This is a genomic window from Burkholderia sp. 22PA0106 (assembly GCF_047497155.1).
Taxonomy (GTDB): Bacteria; Pseudomonadota; Gammaproteobacteria; order Burkholderiales; family Burkholderiaceae; genus Burkholderia.
Map to the genome: position 1 here is coordinate 431,747 of NZ_CP163163.1, position 17,535 is coordinate 449,281.

The following is a 17,535-nucleotide window of genomic DNA, read 5'->3' on the forward strand; positions in this document are numbered from 1 at the left end:
TGCGCAAGGCGGCGGCGCGGGTGCCGGCTTCGAGGGCCGGCGATGCATCCGGGGCGGGCTGCGCGCGTCGCGCAAGCGGCCTTGTCGGGCTCGCGCGACGGGCCGGCCGGGTAGGCGGAACGTGGCGAGCCGTCCTGAACGACGGATCGGGTAGCGGCGAATTATAGCAAGCGGCCCGGTGCGCTTTTGCCGCAGTGCGCGGCGGGGTCAATCGATCGTCTGTGCCTGCTGCGTGGCGCGCGTGCGCAACTGGAACTGACCGTTGTCGTTGAACAGCCAGCTTTCCATCATCTCGATCTGGCCGCGCCCGTCGAGCAGGCCCGCGGGCGGACGCGGCAGCGGCGCGGCACGGCGCAGCGATTGCAGGGCGATCGCCTCGGCGCCGTCGTCGCCGTTGCTGCGATAGACCGACGCGCGCACCAGCCGCCCGTCGCGATCGACGGTGAAGGCCACCACCACGAGCGAGCGCAGCATCGCCTGTGGCGTGCCGTGCAACACGCGCGAGGCGTTCGCGTCGAGGATCTGCCGGGCGACCTCGTCGCGATAGCTGGCCTGGGTGTTGTCGCTGGCGCCCGGCGTGGGCGACAGGATCAGCGCGCGCTGCGGCAGCGTGACGGTGCAGCCCGCGACGACGAGGGCGCCGGCCAGCAACACGGTCAGGCGCGCGATGCGATGCGCCGGCCTTGGCCTGATCGGCGCGGCGGGATCGAAGCGAAGGGGGGCAGAGCGTGTGGGCATGGAAACGACCGTGCGCGAGCGTTCGGACGTTTCCAGCATAGACGCTGGCGGCGCGTATGAAAGCGGAACTCGCATCGGGCCGATGCGCCGCGCGGCCGGCGGCGATTCGTGAGGCTTACGGCTGCGCGTCCGGCAGTGCGTCCGGGTCTTTCTTGAACGTGCCGAGCTGCGCCCAGATGCGGCCGCCGTCGCCGGTCACATAAGTCAGATAGCGATGCTTCGAGGTCGAGCTCGTGGCGGCGGCGCAGGCCAGCGATAGCGCTTCGGTGCGCGCCGAAACGGCATCCATCGCGGAGATTTCGAGGTTGTATTCCCCGGGGGGCAAGCGATACATCACCTGGCTGCTGTCGTCGATCACATAGCGTACGTAGCCGCGCGCATGCATTTCGGCATGCAGCTTCCTGTATTCCTTGGAGTCGAGAGGATATTCCTTGGTCCGCTTGTCATCCTTGAACAGCATGACGCGGGCGGTGACGTAGTACTCCGGCATTTCGTGCCTCCCAATGGCAGAAATATGATTTCGGGTTCGGGGAATTGCTTGGCGGTACGCCGGAAGGCGGGCTAGAGAGCCCGCCAAGCGAACGATGACAAACCAGGGGTATCGCGTGCGCGTTGCCGTGCCGCCGCAACGAGTGGAATTGCAAGGAACATGTGTTCACGAACGCGCTGAAATTGGTGCCACTTGGTTTATAGCACGCGGCAATAACAGTCGTGATGAAATGCAAAAATGCTGTCGGGACGATATGAAGCCGTATTCGTGCCGACGAGGCAGGATCGGATCGTCATTCGCGGGGAAGCGTTGCTTCGGTCGAAGCGGGGGAGGGAAGGACTGGCGGAAGCGGTGAGATTCGAACTCACGGACGGTTGCCCGTCGCCGGTTTTCAAGACCGGTGCCTTAAACCACTCGGCCACGCTTCCACGGCCGGCATTGTAACCGAAATGCCGGCGCTGTTTTCGGCTTTGCGAGCGATGCCGTGAAGCGCATCAACCCGCGTTGCCGTCCTTGTCTTCCTCATCGTCGTCACGCAGGAACAGCTCCTGCAGATCGTTGAGAAAACGCTGCCCGAGCGGCGTCGGCGCGATGCGTTCGTAGTCGCGCACGATCAGCCCGCGCCGTTCGGCCTCGGCCAGCGCCGGCTCGATGGTGCGCAGCGGCAGCCCTGTGCGTTCGGCGTAGCTGGCCACCGGAAAGCCCTCGGCGAGCCGCAGCGTGTTCAGCATGAACTCGAACGGCAGGTCGCGCGGCCCGACCTCGCGCTCCTCCTGAACCGGCGTGCCGGCCATCGCCTGCTCCATGTACGTGCCGGGATGCTTGTAGCGCGCCTGACGCAGGATGCGGTTCGGGAACGACAGCTTGGTGTGCGCGCCCGCGCCCACCCCGAGGTAATCGCCGAAGCGCCAGTAGTTGAGGTTGTGCTTGCACTGCCGATTCGGCTGCGCATACGCGGACACCTCGTAGCGGCCGTAGCCCGCCTGCATCGTGCGTTCGTGGATCCATTCCTGCATGTCGGCCGACGCATCGTCGTCGGGCACGGCGGGCGGGAACCTGGCGAACAGCGTGTTCGGTTCGAGTGTCAGGTGGTACAGCGACAGATGCGGCGGCGCGTACGACAGCGCCGTCTCGATGTCGGCGCGGCATTCGTCGAGCGTCTGCTTCGGCAGCGCGAACATCAGGTCGAGATTGAAGTTGTCGAACGTATTCGCGGCGATCTCGACGGCGGCGCGCGCCTGTGCAGTGTCGTGGATGCGCCCGAGCGCCTTCAGGTGCGCTTCGTTGAAGCTCTGGATGCCGATCGACAGCCGATTCACGCCGCTCGCCCGGAACTGCGCGAACTTGGCGGCCTCGAAGGTGCCCGGGTTCGCTTCGAGCGTGATTTCGGCGTCGGCGTCGAGCGGCAGCAGCGCACGCACGTCGGACAGCAGGCGGTCGAGGCCGGCGGCCGACAGCAGGCTCGGCGTGCCGCCACCGATGAAGATCGTGTGCACCTGGCGGCCCCACACGAACGGCAGCGCCTGTTCGAGATCGGCGCGCACCGCGTCGAGGTATTGCTGCTCGGGAAAGCGCTCGCCCTTCCACTCGTGCGAATTGAAATCGCAGTACGGGCACTTGCGCACGCACCACGGGAAATGCACGTAGAGCGCGAGCGGCGGCAGGGCGGTGAGGCGCACCTTGCCCGGCGACGCGAAGGTCGCGACGATGCGCTGCCCGGTTTCGGCGGCCTGGCTCACGCGTCTTCTCCGAGTCGCGCGAGCAAGGCGCGCAGCGCGAGCGCGCGATGGCTGACGGTGTTCTTGACGGCCGGCGCCAGCTCGGCCACGGTGGCGTTCAGCGCCGGCAGCAGGAAATGCGGATCGTAGCCGAAGCCGTGCTCGCCGCGCGGCGCATCGACCACCTCGCCATGCCAGCGGCCCTCGGCGAACAGCGGCTCGGGATCGTCGGGATGACGAACCAGCGCCAGCACGCAGCAGTAATAGGCGCGTCGGTCGTCGACGCCGCGCAGTTGCTCGACCAGATGCGCGTTGTTGGCCGCGTCGCTCTTCTCGAAGCCGGCGCTCTGCGCATAGCGCGCGGAATGCACGCCCGGCGCGCCGTGCAGCGCGCGCACGCAGAGGCCCGAATCGTCGGCGATCGCCGGCAGGCCGGTGGCGCGCGATGCGTGGCGCGCCTTGGTCAGCGCGTTCTCGATGAAGGTCAGATACGGTTCCTCGGCTTCGCTCACGTCGAGCTGGCCCTGCGGAACGATCTCGATGCCGACCGTCTCGAACAGCGCCGCGAATTCGCGCAGCTTGCCCGCGTTGTTCGACGCAAGCACGATCCGGGACAAGCCGGCGGGCGAGGGAGCGTTGGCGAGCGTCATGTCAGGCGTCCCGCGCGGCGTGTTGCAACGCGATCAGTTCGCCGATGCCTTTCTGCGCGAGATCGAGCAGCGCGTTCATCTCGTCGCGCGTGAACGGCACGCCTTCGGCCGTGCCCTGCACTTCGACCAGGCCGCCCGCGCCGGTCATCACCACGTTCATGTCGGTGTCGCACTTCGAATCCTCGGCGTAGTCGAGGTCGAGCACCGGCGTGCCCCGATACACGCCCACCGAGATCGCCGCGACCGAATCGTTGATCGGCGACTTGGCCAGCTTGCCCGCGGCGATCAGCCCGGCCACGGCATCCTGCACCGCCACGAACGCGCCGGTGATGCTGGCCGTGCGCGTGCCGCCGTCGGCCTGGATCACGTCGCAATCGATATGGATGGTGCGCGGGCCGAGTTGTTCGAGATCGACCACGGCGCGCAGCGCGCGGCCGATCAGGCGCTGGATTTCCTGGGTGCGGCCGGTTTGCTTGCCGCGCGCGGCCTCGCGGTCGTTACGCGTGTTGGTGGCGCGCGGCAGCATGCCGTACTCGGCCGTCATCCAGCCCTGGCCGCGATCGCGCAGGAACTCGGGCACGCGCTCGACCACGCTGGCCGTGCAGATCACCTTCGTATCGCCGAATTCGACGAGCACCGAGCCTTCGGCATGCTTCGTGTAATGGCGGGTCAGACGCACATCGCGCAGCTGGTTCGCCAGGCGGCCGCTCGGGCGGGAAGAGGAATTCGTCATGAGGAAGTGAGGCGTCCGGAGGGAAACCGCGATTTTACCGCGCATGCCGCCGCCGCACCGGGCCGCGATGCGGCGCAGGCGAACTGCTTGTACGGGCGAGGACGCCGCCAAAAATGGGATAATGCCGGTTTCGCGCCCCGTGCCTCGTGCGCACCGGGCGCCTCTGGATTCTCGGGCCGTATCGGCCCCCTCACCGGCGAGACCAACCATGATCTACAGCATGACGGGCTATGCGAGCGCGACCCGCGAACTCGTGGCCAACTCGGGTAACGGCGCCACCAGCGTGTCGGTCGAACTGCGTACGGTGAATTCGCGTTTCCTCGACCTGAATTTCCGCATGCCCGACGACGTGCGCGCGTGCGAACCGGCCCTGCGCGAGATGCTGATGAACAAGCTCTCGCGCGGCAAGGTGGACGTGCGCATCAACCTGCAACGCAGCGAGCAGATGAGCCAGGCCGGCGCGCTGAACCGCGAGGCGCTCGACCAGCTCGCCGAACTCGAACGCGCGGTGCTCGTGTCGTTCCCCAATTCGGAACGGCTGCGTACCGGCGAAGTGCTGCGCTGGCCCGGCGTGCTCGCCGAGAGCGGCGTGTCGGCGGAAACGCTGCGCGAAGCCGTGCTGGCCTGCGGCAAGGAAGCGATTGGCGACCTGGTGGTGGTGCGCCAGCGCGAAGGCGCGCAACTGGCCGCGATGCTGCTCGGCAACGTCACAGAAATGGAAGCGATCGTCGCGCGCATCACGCCGCTCGTGCCGGAGCTGATCGCCAAGCATCAGCAGAAGATCGTCGAGCGCCTGCAGGAAGCGCTCGGCCTGGCCGCCTCGGAAAGCGGCCAGACGGTCGTGACGCGCGAGGAAGCCGCCGAACGCATTCGCCAGGAAGTGACGATGTACGGCATCCGCATCGACATCGCCGAAGAACTGTCACGGCTCACCGCCCACCTGAACGAGACGCGTCACGTGATCGAGAAGGGCGGCCGCGTCGGCAAGCGTCTCGACTTCATGATGCAGGAACTGAATCGCGAAGCGAACACCCTCGGGTCGAAGGCCGCGGCGAAGGAACTCGCCGATGCGTCGATGGCGCTGAAGCTGCTGATCGAGCAACTGCGCGAGCAAGTGCAAAACCTGGAGTAACGCAAGATGATCGAATCGAACCGAGACGCGCACCGAGAAGCGCACGCGCTGCATGCCGGCGCGTACCCCGGCAACCTGTTCATGGTGGTGGCGCCGTCGGGCGCGGGCAAGTCGACGCTCGTGAACGCACTGCTCGCCAAGGACAGCGAAATCTGCCTGTCGATCTCGTACACGACGCGCAAGCCGCGTCCGGGCGAGCAGGACGGCGAGCATTACCACTTCACCACAGTCGAGGATTTCCGCGCGCGTCACGCGCACCACGAATTCCTCGAAAGCGCCGAGGTGCACGGCAACTACTACGGCACCTCGCGCGTGTGGATCGAGGAACAGATGCAACGCGGCCGCGACGTGCTGCTCGAGATCGACTGGCAGGGCGCGCAGCAGGTCAAGAAGCAGTTCCGCAATGCGGTCGGCATCTTCATCCTGCCGCCGTCGCTCGCGGCGCTCGAAGAGCGTCTCAAGAAGCGCGGCCAGGACGAGCCGAACGTGATTACGCGCCGTCTGCTCGCGGCGGGCAGCGAGATCGCACATGCCTCGGAAGCCGAGTACGTGGTGATCAACGAGCATTTCGAGACGGCGCTTTCGGAGCTGCAGCGGGTCGTGGCTGCCACGCGCCTGCGCGTCGCTTCGCAGTACGCACGCCACACCGAGCTTTTCATCGAGCTGGGCATCCATCTCCCGCACGCCGAGTGACGGCGGCGGAAGAGGGACATAAGGTAGAATAGCCACCATATTCAGAAGGAATACCACCATGGCTCGCATTACCGTCGAAGACTGCCTGAAGCAAATCCCCAATCGCTTCGAACTGGCGCTCGCCGCCACCTATCGCGCGCGTCAGCTCGCGCAAGGCCACACGCCGAAGATCGAAAGCCGTGACAAGCCTACCGTCGTCGCGCTGCGCGAGATCGCGGCCGGGCAGGTCGGCATCGAGATGCTGAAGAAAGTGCCGGTTTAAGGCACACTCGGCCTTTACCGTCATGTAATCCGCACAACCGGCGTGCCAACCTGAGGAGGCGAACATGAGCAACTCAACATCGTCCGCTTCCGCGGAGGCCGGCCATGCTGAAGAAGTCACGGCCACCTCGCCGGCGCGGCAATACATCGACGCGGTCCTCGAACAATCGTTTCGCCATCTGTTCGGGCCGACCAATACACCGGAGCAGCCTCGCAAGCACGGCGTCGTTTCGATCGCGAAACTGACCGCCGCGCTCGCCGAGTATCTCGGCCCGGATGAAATCAAAGAGGTCAAGGCGGCGTTTCACTTCAGCGACGAAGCCCACCTCGGTCAATATCGCCAGAGCGGCGAACCCTACATCACCCATCCTGTCGCCGTCGCGGAAATCTGCGCCGGCTGGAAGCTCGACGCCCAAGCCATCATGGCCGCGCTGCTGCACGACGTGATGGAAGATCAGGGCGTGACCAAGAGCGAACTGGCCGAGCGGTTCGGGCCGAAGGTCGCCGAGCTGGTGGACGGGCTGTCGAAGCTCGACAAGATGGAGTTCCGCAGCCGCGAGGAAGCGCAGGCGGAAAACTTCCGCAAGATGCTGCTGGCGATGGCGCGCGACGTGCGCGTGATCCTCGTGAAACTGGCCGATCGGTTGCACAACATGCGCACGCTCGGCGCGGTGCCGACGGAAAAGCGCCGCCGCGTCGCGCGCGAAACGCTCGATATTTATGCGCCGATCGCGCACCGCCTCGGCCTGAACAACACCTATCGCGAGCTGCAGGACATGAGCTTCGCGAATTTCAACCCGCACCGCTACGCCACGCTCGAGAAGGCCGTGAAGGCCGCGCGCGGCAATCGTCGCGAAGTGATCGGCAAGATCCTCGAATCGGCGCAGCGCACGGTGGGCGAGGCAAAGCTCGAAGCGGAGATCATGGGTCGTGAAAAGACGATCTACAGCATCTACCGCAAGATGCGCGACAAGCAGTTGTCGTTCTCGCAGGTGCTCGATGTGTACGGGTTTCGCGTGGTGGTCGAGCATGCGCTCGAGTGCTACACCTGCATCGGCGCGCTGCATGCGCTTTACAAGCCGGTGCCGGGCAAGTTCAAGGATTACATCGCGATCCCGAAGATGAACGGCTACCAGTCGTTGCATACGACGGTGGTCGGCCCGTTCGGCGCGCCGATCGAATTCCAGGTTCGCACCCGCAAGATGCACGAGATCGCCGAAGCCGGCGTGGCCGCGCATTGGCTCTACAAGAATGGCGGCGCGGATCTCAACGATGTGCAGATGCGCGCGCATCAGTGGCTCAAGTCGCTGCTCGACATCCAGAGCGAAGCCGGCGATTCGAGCGAGTTCCTCGAACACGTCAAGATCGACCTGTTCCCGGATGCCGTCTACGTGTTCACACCGAAGTCGAAGATCATGGCGCTGCCGCGCAGCGCCACGGCGCTCGATTTCGCCTACGCGGTGCACAGCGATCTCGGCAACCAGTGCGTGGCCGTCAAGATCAACAACGAGCTGCTGCCGTTGCGTACCGAGCTGAAGAGCGGCGACATCGTCGAGGTGATCACCGCGCCGTATTCGAAGCCGAACCCGGTGTGGCTCGGCTTCGTGCGCACCGGCAAGGCTCGCTCGGCCATTCGTCATTACTTGAAGACGATGCGTCTGACCGAATCGGTGCAGTTGGGCGAGCGTCTCGTCGACCAGAGCCTGAAGAGCTACGGGCTGGCGCTGGCCGATATCGAGCCGGAAATCTGGGAAAAGCTCGTGCAGTGGACGGGCAACAAGAGCCGCCAGGAAATCTTCGCGGATATCGGCCTCGGCCGCCGCGTGCCGCAGGTGATGGCCAAGCGCATCGAGGTGCTGATGAGCGGGCGCGATGCCGACGACGACATGTCGCGCGGCGATCGTCCGGCCCACAACGCGCCGCCGGTGGCGATCACGGGCACCGAGGGCATGTCGGTTCAGTTGTCGGCCTGCTGCCGGCCGATTCCGGGCGATGCCATCATGGGCTATATCGGCATCGGCCTCGGCATGGCGATCCACACGACCGATTGCCGGGTGGCGCAGCGCATTCACCGCCGTGATCCGGGCCGCTGGATCGACGTCGCCTGGGCGCCGCAGCCCGGCCGCCTGTTCGATGTCACGGTCAAGGTGCTGGTCAAGAACACCAAGGGCATCTTCGCGCGCGTCGCGGCCGATATCACCTCGGCCGATGCCAACATCGTCCATATCGCGATGGATGAGGATCTCTCGCATGAATCGACGATCCTGCGCTTCGTGATTCAGGTCGGCGATCGCGTGCACCTCGCCAACGTCATGCGCCGCGTGCGCACGAACCCGGACGTCATGCGGATCATGCGCGAGCGTTCGAGCGACGATACGGCCCATGCGCGTCACGACGGCGGCATGCGGATCGATCGGGACCGACAGGACTATTGAGAGGCGCTATGCGCGGCTCGTGGCGTGCAGGATAGGGCGCACACACGCCGGGCGGCAAACGAAAGCGGTACGAAGCTTCGGCATCGTGCCGCTTTTTTCTTGGCGGGGAGAAAAGGGGAGATGTGTTGCGTCGCGCGGAAAGGCAAACAGAAACGGCGCGCGCAAAACAAAAGGGCCTTCCCGGAGGAAGGCCCTTCAAAGGTGGTGCGGCTGGCAGGATTCGAACCCACGACCCCTTGGTTCGTAGCCAAGTACTCTATCCAACTGAGCTACAGCCGCACGCAAAGCGGTTACTGCTGTGTACTGCCGGGATGTCTTGTAAGACAACCCGTTTTAAAAATTGGTGCGGCTGGCAGGATTCGAACCCACGACCCCTTGGTTCGTAGCCAAGTACTCTATCCAACTGAGCTACAGCCGCACGCAGGAGTGAGACTATAGCAAGCTTTTTAGGGAAAGGGAATAGTTCCGTCACAATTTCTTCGCGGGAAGCGTTCGTGTACCCTTGCAGGATCTCATTGGCAGTCGAAAGGTAGCCGGAACAGCATGAACAAGGCGTTTGTGAAGGAGTCGGAAGGCGATGACGACGACGATCTCGGCCAGGCGTTGCCGGAAATTCCGGCGGGCGCAAAAAACTACATCACGCCCGCCGGTCACAAGCGGCTGCGCGACGAGTTGCTGCATCTGATCGACGAGGCGCGGCCCGAGGTGGTCAAGCTCGTGTCGTGGGCCGCCTCGAACGGCGATCGTTCCGAGAACGGCGATTACATCTACGGCAAGCGCCGCTTGCGCGAGATCGATCGGCGCATCCGCTTCCTGACCAAGCGGCTCGATCTGGCCGAGGTGGTCGACGCGAGCCGCCAGGAGAATACCGATCAGGTGTTCTTCGGTGCGACGGTCGATTACGCCACCGAGGACGGCGACGAGCACACCATCACGATTGTCGGCGTCGACGAGGTTGATCTCGACCAGGGCCACGTGAGCTGGGTGTCGCCGATCGCCCGCGCGCTGCTGAAGGCGCGCATCGGCGAGACGGTCACGCTGATGACGCCGGTCGGCGCGCAGCCTGTCGACGTGCTCGATGTGCGCTATCCGGCGGCCGCCGCGTGACGCATCCGCCCGGAAGGTCGAGCGTTGCAGTCCGTTCGCCAGACAATCAAAAAAGCGCCCCGCGGGGCGCTTTTGTCATGGTGCAGCGGCTGCGTTGCGTCAGAAGCGATGACGCAGGCCGGCCGTGACGGCGATCTGCTTGTTGGTGGACGATGCGCCGCCCAGGCCGTTCACGTAGGCGCCGATGCCGAGACCGTCGGTGCTCACGTGTTGATACTCGCCCTGCAGGTAGATGTCGGTGCGTTTCGACAGCGCGTAATCGGTCTGCAGGTTGAACTGGTTCCAGCCCGGATGGCGGCCGTCGAGGAAGCCCGCCGTGTAGGTCCACGAACCGGCCACCGACAGTGCCGGCGTCAGCGCGTAGCGCGCATTGACTTCGTAGTTGTTGAAGCGAGCGAAGGTGCCGTCGAGCGCGATGCCGGCCGACGTACCCGAGGCGCCGCCGCCGATGCCGAGCGCCTGGTTCACGCGCGTTTGCGTGAACACCACGCCCGCCGTGGCCGGACCGAACGTGTAGGTCAGGCCGCCGCCGAACACGCGTTGGCGTTTGCCGACGAACGTGTTGTCGCCTGCCACCGCGCCGTTCGCATTGCTGACGATGGCCGTGGTCAGGCCGCTGATGTCGTTGTTCAGCTGCATGTAGCCGGCGGCCAGGTTGAAGCCCAGGTAGCTGTACGACACGCCCGCGCTGTACACGCGGTTGTTCGAGAACTGGTTGCTGTTCGAGAAACCGTACAAGGCGCCGAACTTCAAGCCGTTCCAGTTGGTGCTGGTGTATTTGACCGAGTTGTTGACCCGGAACGAGTTGTTCAGGTTGTCGTTGTCGAACGGGTGGGCGAACTGCGTGCCGCCGTATTGCGTGCCGGTCAGCGACAGCGGCCCGATGAAGTCCACCACGCTGTCGTATTGACGGCCCAGCGTGACTGAACCGAACTGATCTTGCGCGAGGCCGACGAAAGCCTGGCGGCCGAATTCGCGACCGTTCTGCTTGAGCGTGCCGTTGTTGATGCCGAAACCATTCTCGAGCACGAAGATCGCCTTCAGGCCGCCGCCGAGATCCTCATTGCCGCGCAGCCCCCACCGGCTGCCGTTGATCGAACCGCTCGTCTCCGACCACGAGCTGTGACCGCCCTGATTGTTCGTGTACGTGATACCGGCGTCGATCAAGCCATACAGCGTCACGCTGCTTTGCGCGTGCGCCGCTGTTGCACAGACACCCGATACCGCCGCTACGATTAGCGTCTTTTTCATTGTTGCGTCTCCGTCTGAGTGGGAAGCTTGGCTTCCCCTTTTTCATCGAGGTAGTGACCCGCACCGAGAGCGGCGGTGTGGCATGAGAGGGTGGCGCCATAAAGCGCCGCAAATCTCCAGACCCGGATGCAGTGTCGAGCGAGCAGCCCATCGGCGTCGATTCCACTTTAAGCAATAATGAATTTAGATTTGTGAAATTGTCGAGGGGCAGCCCGAAACCGTTGTCAGATAAGGCTGTGGCGGGTGAGCGGGATTTTGATCAGGATGTCGAAGCGATTTTCGCGTTGCGCGATGGAGACAAAAACGGGGTGCGCGAAGCGAGATGATCGCCGGCGCGGCGATTGTTGAGGCAACGGCAATAGAGGTTTGTGAAGACCACCGATAATGGTGCGCGAAGCAATCGCTATACTGAAGTCTCTGCTTTCCGAAGCAGACTTTTTCGTTGACGGAAAAGATCTCCAAACCTTTGTCGGCGCGACCTTCCAGTCGCGCTTTTTTTTGCCTGTGCGGTTTGTCGAGCCGGGCGGGTGCCCGGCCGAGCGATCTAGCGGCGACGCTTCGTGGGGGCGTCGGCCAACTCGCCGTACGGAATCATGGCCGGTTGCGCCCAATCTTCCATCACGTAATGACGTGCATCGAGCGGTGACGCGAGCAGGTTCTGCCAGTGATCGCCGTGCCAGGTCGTCTCGAACTCGGCGTCGAACGCGGAAGTCGACGGGATTGCGGGCGCAATCGTTTTGTGGCGGCGCAACATGCCGACTCGATGCGCGAAGCGTTTCAGAGCGTCAAACATTTTCGCCTCCTGTCCTACCGTAACCGTTTCCAGCTTCGCAAATCGAAATGCCCGGGGCAACCCGGAAAAATACCGAGTCACCGATATTTTTTACTTGCTCGGTATTTTTTGCTATTTTGATAATTTAATACCGTTGCCCTAGTAATAATGACAGGTCAGACAAGCCTAATTGGCGCATTTTTCTGGCCGTGTGCCCCGTCCGTCGGGATCGGCGTCAAATGGAATAAGAAGATGTGAAGAATTTTCTTGACGAGCATTGAGCGTCGCATTTATAAAAGCACCACGAAGTCTGCGGTGCTTACTGCTCATCGTCCACGAGGTTTAGCGGGGCCGGGGCTTTCGGTGACGGCACACTCAAGGGTTGCTCGTTTTATTTAAATTGTTTGGGGAATGAAGAATATGGATACCGGTATCGTGAAATGGTTTAACGATGCTAAGGGCTTTGGCTTTATCACGTCGGACAACGGTGGCGAGGATCTGTTTGCGCACTTCTCGGAAATCCGTATGGATGGCTTCAAGACGCTGAAGGAAAACCAACGCGTTTCGTTCGAAGTCAAGACGGGCCCGAAAGGCAAGCAAGCTGCCAATATTCAGGCTGCTTAATCCGGGTTAACCCGTGATTCCAAGCCCCCGCAATAGCGGGGGCTTTGTTTTTGGCGGGTAGAATCGCTACCGTGCGCGGTTCGCGCGTCATCCACCGGTATCGCTTTCCGCAGATATGTCCGATCTGTCCTCGTCTCTTCCTGTCATCGATTCGCCGCTCGTCTTCGTCGACCTCGAAACCACCGGCGGCTCCGCGGCCGACCATCGCATCACCGAGATCGGTGTCGTCGAGGTGGGGCCCGATGGCGTGTCCACCTGGACTTCGCTGATCGATCCGCGCCAGCCGATTCCCGCCTTCATCCAGCAACTGACCGGCATCACCGACGAGATGGTGCGCGGCGCGCCGAGCTTTGCATCGATTGCGGCCGAGTTGTATGCGCGGCTCGACGGCAAGCTGTTCATCGCACACAACGCGAGCTTCGACCGCGGCTTCCTGCGCGCCGAATTCGAGCGCGCCGGGCTGGCGTTCAATCCAGACATGCTGTGCACGGTGCGGCTGTCGCGGGCGCTGTTTCCGCGCGAGGCGCGGCACGGGCTCGACGCGCTGATCGAGCGCCATGCGCTGGTGCCGAACGCACGGCACCGGGCACTCGCCGACGCCGATCTCGTCTGGCAATTCTGGCAGCGGCTGCCGGCGCTGGTGCCCGCCGAGCGGCTGGCCGAGCAGATCGATCAGACCACCCGCCGCTATCGTCTCGCCGGCAACCTGACCGAAGACGACCTGGAGCGCTCGCCGGCCGGCTGCGGCGCGTATGCGCTGTTCGGGGAGCACGATGCGCCGCTGTTCATCGGGCGCAGCGTGCGGGTGCGCAATCGGCTGCGCGCTTTGCTGACCGGCGAGCGGCGTTCGGCCAAGGAGCGCAAGCTGGCCGAACAGGTGCGGCGCATCGCCTGGCGCGAAACGCGCGGCGAACTGGGCGCGATGCTGGTCGAAGCAGCGTGGATTGCCGAATTGAAGCCGCCGCTCAACCGTAAGGCGAGCGACACGCGGCGCAGCGCCACCGGCAGCAGCACGCCCTGGCCGTTCGACGGGCCGGTGGCGATCGTGGAGCAGGAGGGCGGTGCGGCGTCGTACCTCGTGGTCGACAACTGGCGTTATCTCGGTTCGGCTGCCAGCGTCGCGCAGGCCATCGAGCTGGCCGTGGCGCTCGCGCCCGGCGAGGGCGGGTTCCATGCCGGGATCTGCCGCATCCTTCAGACGCATCTCGCGCGCGGCCTCGAGACGGTGCCGCTGGCAGTGACGCCGGTAACTGTCGAGGCTTCGGCCGAATAACGCTGGCCGAAACACCGATCGATATCGAAACGGCTTTATGTCGAGCGGCTGATTCGCTCCACACCGCTTATCCCATCGAACTCGCCCCGCCACCCGCGCAGACATGCGAGAGCGCCGTATCGAGCGCCGGTGTCTGCCGCGAGTCGTAACGCGTCAGCGCTTTCCAGTTGGCGATGCTGCCTGCGACGCGCGACTGGCAATCGGGCGCCTCGCGCAGCGGTGCGACGCGGGCCAGCGCGGCGATCATCGATTGCGTCAGCTTGTCGAACTGCGGGCGCGTGGTGGACGCGAGGTCGGGCGGCGTGCCCTGCGGCGGCTGGCTCACGCGCCAGCTCGCGAACAGCGCGTTCTGCATGATCTTGCTCGCCTCGATCTGATCGGCGAAGAACGCATGCGCGTAGTCGCGATCGATCCCACTCGCCACCGCGCGGCGCTCGACGTCGGCCAGCAACTGAGCTTCGCGCGGCTTGTCCTCGATCGGCTTGTGATTGGCCCACTTCCATTGCGCGACCGGTTCGGCCAGTGCGATTCGTTGCGAGGCAAGCGCGACGAGGTTGGTCAGCGGCGTGTCGTCGCCGTCGGCGCTGGCCGGCAGCGCAATAAGCAGGGCGGCCAGCGACACGCAGGCGCCGGCAAAGCGAAGGGGAAATGTCATGGGAGTCGGCGTGAGCCGGCAGGCAGCCGGACGAAGCGGAAAACGACGAGGATAAACGAAGGTACGGTGTGAACGCGCTCAGGCGGTGTTCAGTGCATCCGGACGAACGCGCCCGAGCGGCCGGCGAGGCCGGCAAGATGCACAGCATGTCGTGGCGAGCAAGCCTGCGGGTGCAAGAAACGGGACGCGATCGACTGGCGATTCAGGACGCGCAGGCCGATGTCACTTGGGCGTGCCGAGCTTGTGCTGTTCGTCGAAGAACGCGCGCACATGGTCGGGCAGTTCGGCGAGAAACTCGACGGCCACCGGCTCCGGGTCCGGGCTCATCACTTTCTCGGGAGGTGGCATGCGAAGTGGTTTCTCATCCATGATCATTCTCCTTGCGGTGTGTCGATTATCGATCTCCTAACTCGAAGATTTCCAGCGAGGAATCGTTTCAATTTGTGGGTGTTGCTTAAACCGCACAGCTGCTGCGATTTTGGCGTGCCGCACATCGGCAAAATAGGTGCGCGCGCATCCATCCCGTGAGGGTTTGCACGGATTCGTCGGATGGCTCGATGCCGGAAAAACGGGGAAGGGTGTGAGAGGGATGTGAAGCGGATCGACTGCTTGAGGGAAGCGCGCGATGCCGGCGGCGCGAAATGGCGGGAGGACGCGCCCGGCGGAGCGCAAGCTTGCGGGCCGCCGGGCGACACGGCTCGGGTGCTACGCGCGCCTGAACAGCCGGATGATGAACAGCAGAATGACCGCGCCGATCACGGCGACGATGATCGAGGCGAAGAAGCCGCCGCCGACCGCGATGCCGAGCTTCGCCGCGAGCCAGCCGCCGATGATCGCGCCGACGATGCCGACGATGATGTCGACGATCAGCCCGAATCCGCCGCCCTTCACGAGCAGGCCGGCAAGCCAGCCGGCGATCGCGCCGATGATGAGCCACATAATCAAGCCATGAGCCATGGTGGTTCTCCAGGTTGCTGTTGGTATGTCGAGAAACGAACGAACCGGCCGCGGGCATTGCACCGCCTTGCGGCTCGATGCGCCGCTGGCTCCCGGCCCGTTGCCCACGCAATTTACTTCAATAGCCGGGTCAGGAGCGTTAAGTAATGTTAGGCAGCCGGCAAAGGCGTAACCAAAGATTTTTTCGAGGAGAAACCCTTGTCCAGAGCCTTTCGGCGGGCTTTCGGCGTGAAGCGGAGGGAGAAACCGAGGCGGAAAAACAAAAAGCCCGATCACGAGGATCGGGCTTTCTGCTTGATTCGGATGGTGCCGGAGATAGGAGTCGAACCTACGACCTTCGCATTACGAATGCGCTGCTCTACCAACTGAGCTACACCGGCAACAAAGAGATGAAATTATAGGGTGATTTCTGCGAGGCTGGCAAGCGGTTCGGCGAAGAAATTTTCAAATTTCTGCGTTGCTTCGACTAAGTGCTTGATCCGGAAAGGATCCAATCTCGCAATCAATCGCAGCGAATCGCTCGACTTCGTGTTTGTGTCACCCCGAGCGTCGACAACCGCTACCAACCATCTGACCCTGACTCTTTCAACGCGGCGAATTCTACGTTGAAAGCCACGCGCGAGGGAAGGGGGCGGCCCCTTCCCGGCGCATTTTTTGCGGCGCTGCAATGCGTTGCCCTTGCGCCGCCCGCGGCTTACTTGGCCGCGGCTTCCTGGTGGTAGCGTTCGACGCGCTCGACTTCGTTCTTCGAGCCGAGGATCACCGGCACGCGCTGGTGCAGGCCGGTGGGCTGCACGTCGAGGATGCGTTCGGTGCCGGTGGTGGCCGCGCCACCGGCCTGTTCGACGATGAACGACATCGGGTTCGCTTCGTACATCAGGCGCAGCTTGCCCGGGCGGTCCGGCGTGCGGGCGTCGGCCGGGTACATGAAGATGCCGCCGCGGTTCAGGATGCGGTGCACGTCGGCGACCATCGAGGCGATCCAGCGCATGTTGAAGTTCTCGCCGCGCTCGCCGTCGGCGCCGGCGTTCAGTTCGTTGACGTAGCGCTGCACCGGCTCGTACCAGTGGCGCGCGTTCGAGGCGTTGATCGCGTATTCACGCGTATCGGCCGGAATCTGCATGTTGCTTTGCGTGAGCACCCACGAACCGAGTTCGCGGTCGAGCGTGAAGCAGTTCACGCCGTAGCCGGTGGTCAGCACCAGCACAGTTTGCGGGCCGTACACCGCGTAGCCGGCCGCGACCTGGCGCGTGCCCGGCTGCAGGAACGATTCCTCGGTGGCTTCCTTGCCGTCCGGGCAGCGCAGCACCGAAAAGATCGTGCCGATCGACACGTTCACGTCGATGTTCGACGAGCCGTCGAGCGGATCGAACACCAGCAGGTATTCGCCGCGCGGGTAGTTTTCCGGGATCGGGAAGAACGTTTCCATTTCTTCCGAGGCCATCGCGGCGAGGTTGCCGCCCCATTCGTTGGCGTCGAGCAGGATCTCGTTCGACAGGATGTCGAGCTTCTTCTGCACTTCGCCTTGCACGTTTTCGCTGCCGGCGGTGCCGAGCGCCTCGCCGAGCGCGCCCTTCGAGACGTTGTAGCTGATCGCCTTGCAGGCGCGCGCCACGACTTCGATCAGCAGGCGCAGGTCGGCCGGGAGGTTGTGGTTCTCACGCTGTTGCTCGATCAGGAATTTCGACAGCGTGGTACGTCGGGAAATGGACATGGCTGAACTCCGAGAGGCGAGGAAATCTTGTTAGGCCGCAATTTTACCCGCCTCGCCCGGGCCTGCCGCCTTTTTGTCGCGCAGCAGCATAATGCGCGCCGCGAGCCGGGCGCGGCCGGCGCTTCACGGCAGCTCGGTTTCGGGCAGTGCACCGGCGCGATGCCGGCCGGACGCGGTATCGGGCGCACGATGTCGGGCATGTCGCCCGGCACCGTGTAGATGAGCCGCATTTCTCTATACAGGGTGAGCCCGTGTACGTGGCGCAATCCCGCTACCGAGCGACTGTCGAGGCGGTGACGCCTGAATGAAAAACGGCCGGCGCCGCGTGAGCG

General features: G+C 64.0%; 18 protein-coding genes and 4 tRNA genes. 7 read left to right on the forward strand and 15 right to left on the reverse strand.

Features of this window, described 5'->3' with window-relative positions; all coding sequences use genetic code 11:
- Positions 1 to 207: 207 nt before the first annotated feature.
- The 6 genes from AB4850_RS16840 to rph all read right to left on the reverse strand — a co-directional run bounded on the left by AB4850_RS16840 (position 208) and on the right by rph (position 4,329).
- On the reverse strand, positions 208 to 738 hold the full coding sequence (locus AB4850_RS16840) for an energy transducer TonB (protein WP_414444167.1): 531 nt from the start codon (positions 736 to 738) through the stop codon (positions 208 to 210).
- Between the two features lie 115 nt (positions 739 to 853).
- On the reverse strand, positions 854 to 1,228 hold the full coding sequence (locus tag AB4850_RS16845; protein ID WP_414444168.1) for a hypothetical protein: 375 nt from the start codon (positions 1,226 to 1,228) through the stop codon (positions 854 to 856).
- Between the two features lie 340 nt (positions 1,229 to 1,568).
- Positions 1,569 to 1,656: transfer RNA gene (locus tag AB4850_RS16850), tRNA-Ser, on the reverse strand.
- 66 nt (positions 1,657 to 1,722) lie between these two features.
- Positions 1,723 to 2,967, reverse strand: coding sequence for a radical SAM family heme chaperone HemW (gene hemW / locus AB4850_RS16855; protein ID WP_414444169.1), 1,245 nt, complete (start codon positions 2,965 to 2,967; stop codon positions 1,723 to 1,725).
- Positions 2,964 to 3,596: an RdgB/HAM1 family non-canonical purine NTP pyrophosphatase gene (gene rdgB, locus AB4850_RS16860; protein ID WP_414444170.1), complete on the reverse strand. Its 633-nt coding sequence runs from the start codon at positions 3,594 to 3,596 to the stop codon at positions 2,964 to 2,966. The genes hemW and rdgB overlap by 4 nt, the downstream gene beginning before the upstream one ends.
- Before the next feature lies 1 nt (position 3,597).
- Entirely contained in the window at positions 3,598 to 4,329 is a 732-nt protein-coding gene (gene rph, locus AB4850_RS16865) for a ribonuclease PH (RefSeq protein WP_414444171.1), read from the reverse strand.
- A gap of 208 nt (positions 4,330 to 4,537) precedes the next feature.
- Here rph and AB4850_RS16870 point away from each other — a divergent pair, with 208 nt between their 5' ends.
- The 4 genes from AB4850_RS16870 (at position 4,538) to AB4850_RS16885 (ending at position 8,850) form a co-directional block, all read left to right on the forward strand.
- Entirely contained in the window at positions 4,538 to 5,461 is a 924-nt protein-coding gene (locus AB4850_RS16870; protein ID WP_414444172.1) for a YicC/YloC family endoribonuclease, read from the forward strand.
- Between the two features lie 6 nt (positions 5,462 to 5,467).
- Positions 5,468 to 6,154, forward strand: a complete 687-nt coding sequence (gene gmk / locus AB4850_RS16875) for a guanylate kinase (RefSeq protein ID WP_414444173.1) — start codon at positions 5,468 to 5,470, stop codon at positions 6,152 to 6,154.
- A gap of 58 nt (positions 6,155 to 6,212) precedes the next feature.
- Positions 6,213 to 6,416, forward strand: a complete 204-nt coding sequence (gene rpoZ / locus AB4850_RS16880) for a DNA-directed RNA polymerase subunit omega (protein ID WP_006999799.1) — start codon at positions 6,213 to 6,215, stop codon at positions 6,414 to 6,416.
- Between the two features lie 64 nt (positions 6,417 to 6,480).
- Positions 6,481 to 8,850: a RelA/SpoT family protein gene (locus AB4850_RS16885; protein ID WP_414444174.1), complete on the forward strand. Its 2,370-nt coding sequence runs from the start codon at positions 6,481 to 6,483 to the stop codon at positions 8,848 to 8,850.
- Between the two features lie 202 nt (positions 8,851 to 9,052).
- Here the strand turns inward: AB4850_RS16885 and AB4850_RS16890 are convergent.
- A tRNA-Arg gene (locus AB4850_RS16890) sits at positions 9,053 to 9,129 on the reverse strand.
- A 62-nt stretch (positions 9,130 to 9,191) separates the two neighbouring features.
- Positions 9,192 to 9,268: transfer RNA gene (locus tag AB4850_RS16895), tRNA-Arg, on the reverse strand.
- Positions 9,269 to 9,393: 125 nt separating this feature from the next.
- On the opposite strand from AB4850_RS16895, the gene greB reads away from it, so the two are divergent.
- A complete protein-coding gene (gene greB, locus AB4850_RS16900) occupies positions 9,394 to 9,957 on the forward strand; it encodes a transcription elongation factor GreB (RefSeq protein ID WP_414444175.1) in 564 nt (187 codons plus the stop codon).
- A gap of 99 nt (positions 9,958 to 10,056) precedes the next feature.
- Here the strand turns inward: greB and AB4850_RS16905 are convergent, their stop codons facing one another.
- Together AB4850_RS16905 and AB4850_RS16910 are read right to left on the reverse strand one after the other, a co-directional pair.
- Complete coding sequence (locus AB4850_RS16905) at positions 10,057 to 11,208, reverse strand: porin (protein WP_414444176.1); 1,152 nt, start codon at positions 11,206 to 11,208, stop codon at positions 10,057 to 10,059.
- A gap of 544 nt (positions 11,209 to 11,752) precedes the next feature.
- On the reverse strand, positions 11,753 to 12,001 hold the full coding sequence (locus AB4850_RS16910; RefSeq protein WP_414444177.1) for a hypothetical protein: 249 nt from the start codon (positions 11,999 to 12,001) through the stop codon (positions 11,753 to 11,755).
- 399 nt (positions 12,002 to 12,400) lie between these two features.
- Here AB4850_RS16910 and AB4850_RS16915 point away from each other — a divergent pair, with 399 nt between their 5' ends.
- Together AB4850_RS16915 and AB4850_RS16920 are read left to right on the forward strand one after the other, a co-directional pair.
- Positions 12,401 to 12,604, forward strand: a complete 204-nt coding sequence (locus AB4850_RS16915; RefSeq protein ID WP_206126557.1) for a cold-shock protein — start codon at positions 12,401 to 12,403, stop codon at positions 12,602 to 12,604.
- Between the two features lie 115 nt (positions 12,605 to 12,719).
- Positions 12,720 to 13,877, forward strand: coding sequence for an exonuclease domain-containing protein (locus tag AB4850_RS16920; protein WP_414444178.1), 1,158 nt, complete (start codon positions 12,720 to 12,722; stop codon positions 13,875 to 13,877).
- Between the two features lie 67 nt (positions 13,878 to 13,944).
- On the opposite strand, the gene AB4850_RS16925 is transcribed toward AB4850_RS16920, so the two are convergent.
- The 5 genes from AB4850_RS16925 to AB4850_RS16945 form a co-directional block, all read right to left on the reverse strand.
- A complete protein-coding gene (locus AB4850_RS16925) occupies positions 13,945 to 14,532 on the reverse strand; it encodes a chorismate mutase (protein WP_414444179.1) in 588 nt (195 codons plus the stop codon).
- A gap of 222 nt (positions 14,533 to 14,754) precedes the next feature.
- Entirely contained in the window at positions 14,755 to 14,901 is a 147-nt protein-coding gene (locus AB4850_RS16930; RefSeq protein WP_206126554.1) for a hypothetical protein, read from the reverse strand.
- 336 nt (positions 14,902 to 15,237) lie between these two features.
- Positions 15,238 to 15,489, reverse strand: a complete 252-nt coding sequence (locus AB4850_RS16935; protein ID WP_414445535.1) for a GlsB/YeaQ/YmgE family stress response membrane protein — start codon at positions 15,487 to 15,489, stop codon at positions 15,238 to 15,240.
- Positions 15,490 to 15,793: 304 nt separating this feature from the next.
- Positions 15,794 to 15,869 (reverse strand) — tRNA-Thr (locus AB4850_RS16940).
- Positions 15,870 to 16,183: 314 nt separating this feature from the next.
- On the reverse strand, positions 16,184 to 17,203 hold the full coding sequence (locus AB4850_RS16945) for a class 1 fructose-bisphosphatase (RefSeq protein WP_414444180.1): 1,020 nt from the start codon (positions 17,201 to 17,203) through the stop codon (positions 16,184 to 16,186).
- Positions 17,204 to 17,535 lie beyond the last annotated feature (332 nt).

Coding starts and splice junctions, on each gene's coding strand:
- rdgB (WP_414444170.1), bottom strand. CDS start 3,596: ATGACGCTCGCCAACGCTCCCTCGCCCGCCGGCTTGTCCCGGATCGTG.
- rph (WP_414444171.1), bottom strand. CDS start 4,329: ATGACGAATTCCTCTTCCCGCCCGAGCGGCCGCCTGGCGAACCAGCTG.
- AB4850_RS16945 (WP_414444180.1), bottom strand. CDS start 17,203: ATGTCCATTTCCCGACGTACCACGCTGTCGAAATTCCTGATCGAGCAA.
- AB4850_RS16870 (WP_414444172.1), top strand. CDS start 4,538: ATGATCTACAGCATGACGGGCTATGCGAGCGCGACCCGCGAACTCGTG.
- AB4850_RS16930 (WP_206126554.1), bottom strand. CDS start 14,901: ATGGATGAGAAACCACTTCGCATGCCACCTCCCGAGAAAGTGATGAGC.
- AB4850_RS16905 (WP_414444176.1), bottom strand. CDS start 11,208: ATGAAAAAGACGCTAATCGTAGCGGCGGTATCGGGTGTCTGTGCAACA.
- AB4850_RS16920 (WP_414444178.1), top strand. CDS start 12,720: ATGTCCGATCTGTCCTCGTCTCTTCCTGTCATCGATTCGCCGCTCGTC.
- greB (WP_414444175.1), top strand. CDS start 9,394: ATGAACAAGGCGTTTGTGAAGGAGTCGGAAGGCGATGACGACGACGAT.
- AB4850_RS16840 (WP_414444167.1), bottom strand. CDS start 738: ATGCCCACACGCTCTGCCCCCCTTCGCTTCGATCCCGCCGCGCCGATC.
- AB4850_RS16935 (WP_414445535.1), bottom strand. CDS start 15,489: ATGGCTCATGGCTTGATTATGTGGCTCATCATCGGCGCGATCGCCGGC.
- AB4850_RS16885 (WP_414444174.1), top strand. CDS start 6,481: ATGAGCAACTCAACATCGTCCGCTTCCGCGGAGGCCGGCCATGCTGAA.
- AB4850_RS16910 (WP_414444177.1), bottom strand. CDS start 12,001: ATGTTTGACGCTCTGAAACGCTTCGCGCATCGAGTCGGCATGTTGCGC.
- rpoZ (WP_006999799.1), top strand. CDS start 6,213: ATGGCTCGCATTACCGTCGAAGACTGCCTGAAGCAAATCCCCAATCGC.
- AB4850_RS16925 (WP_414444179.1), bottom strand. CDS start 14,532: ATGACATTTCCCCTTCGCTTTGCCGGCGCCTGCGTGTCGCTGGCCGCC.
- AB4850_RS16845 (WP_414444168.1), bottom strand. CDS start 1,228: ATGCCGGAGTACTACGTCACCGCCCGCGTCATGCTGTTCAAGGATGAC.
- gmk (WP_414444173.1), top strand. CDS start 5,468: ATGATCGAATCGAACCGAGACGCGCACCGAGAAGCGCACGCGCTGCAT.
- AB4850_RS16915 (WP_206126557.1), top strand. CDS start 12,401: ATGGATACCGGTATCGTGAAATGGTTTAACGATGCTAAGGGCTTTGGC.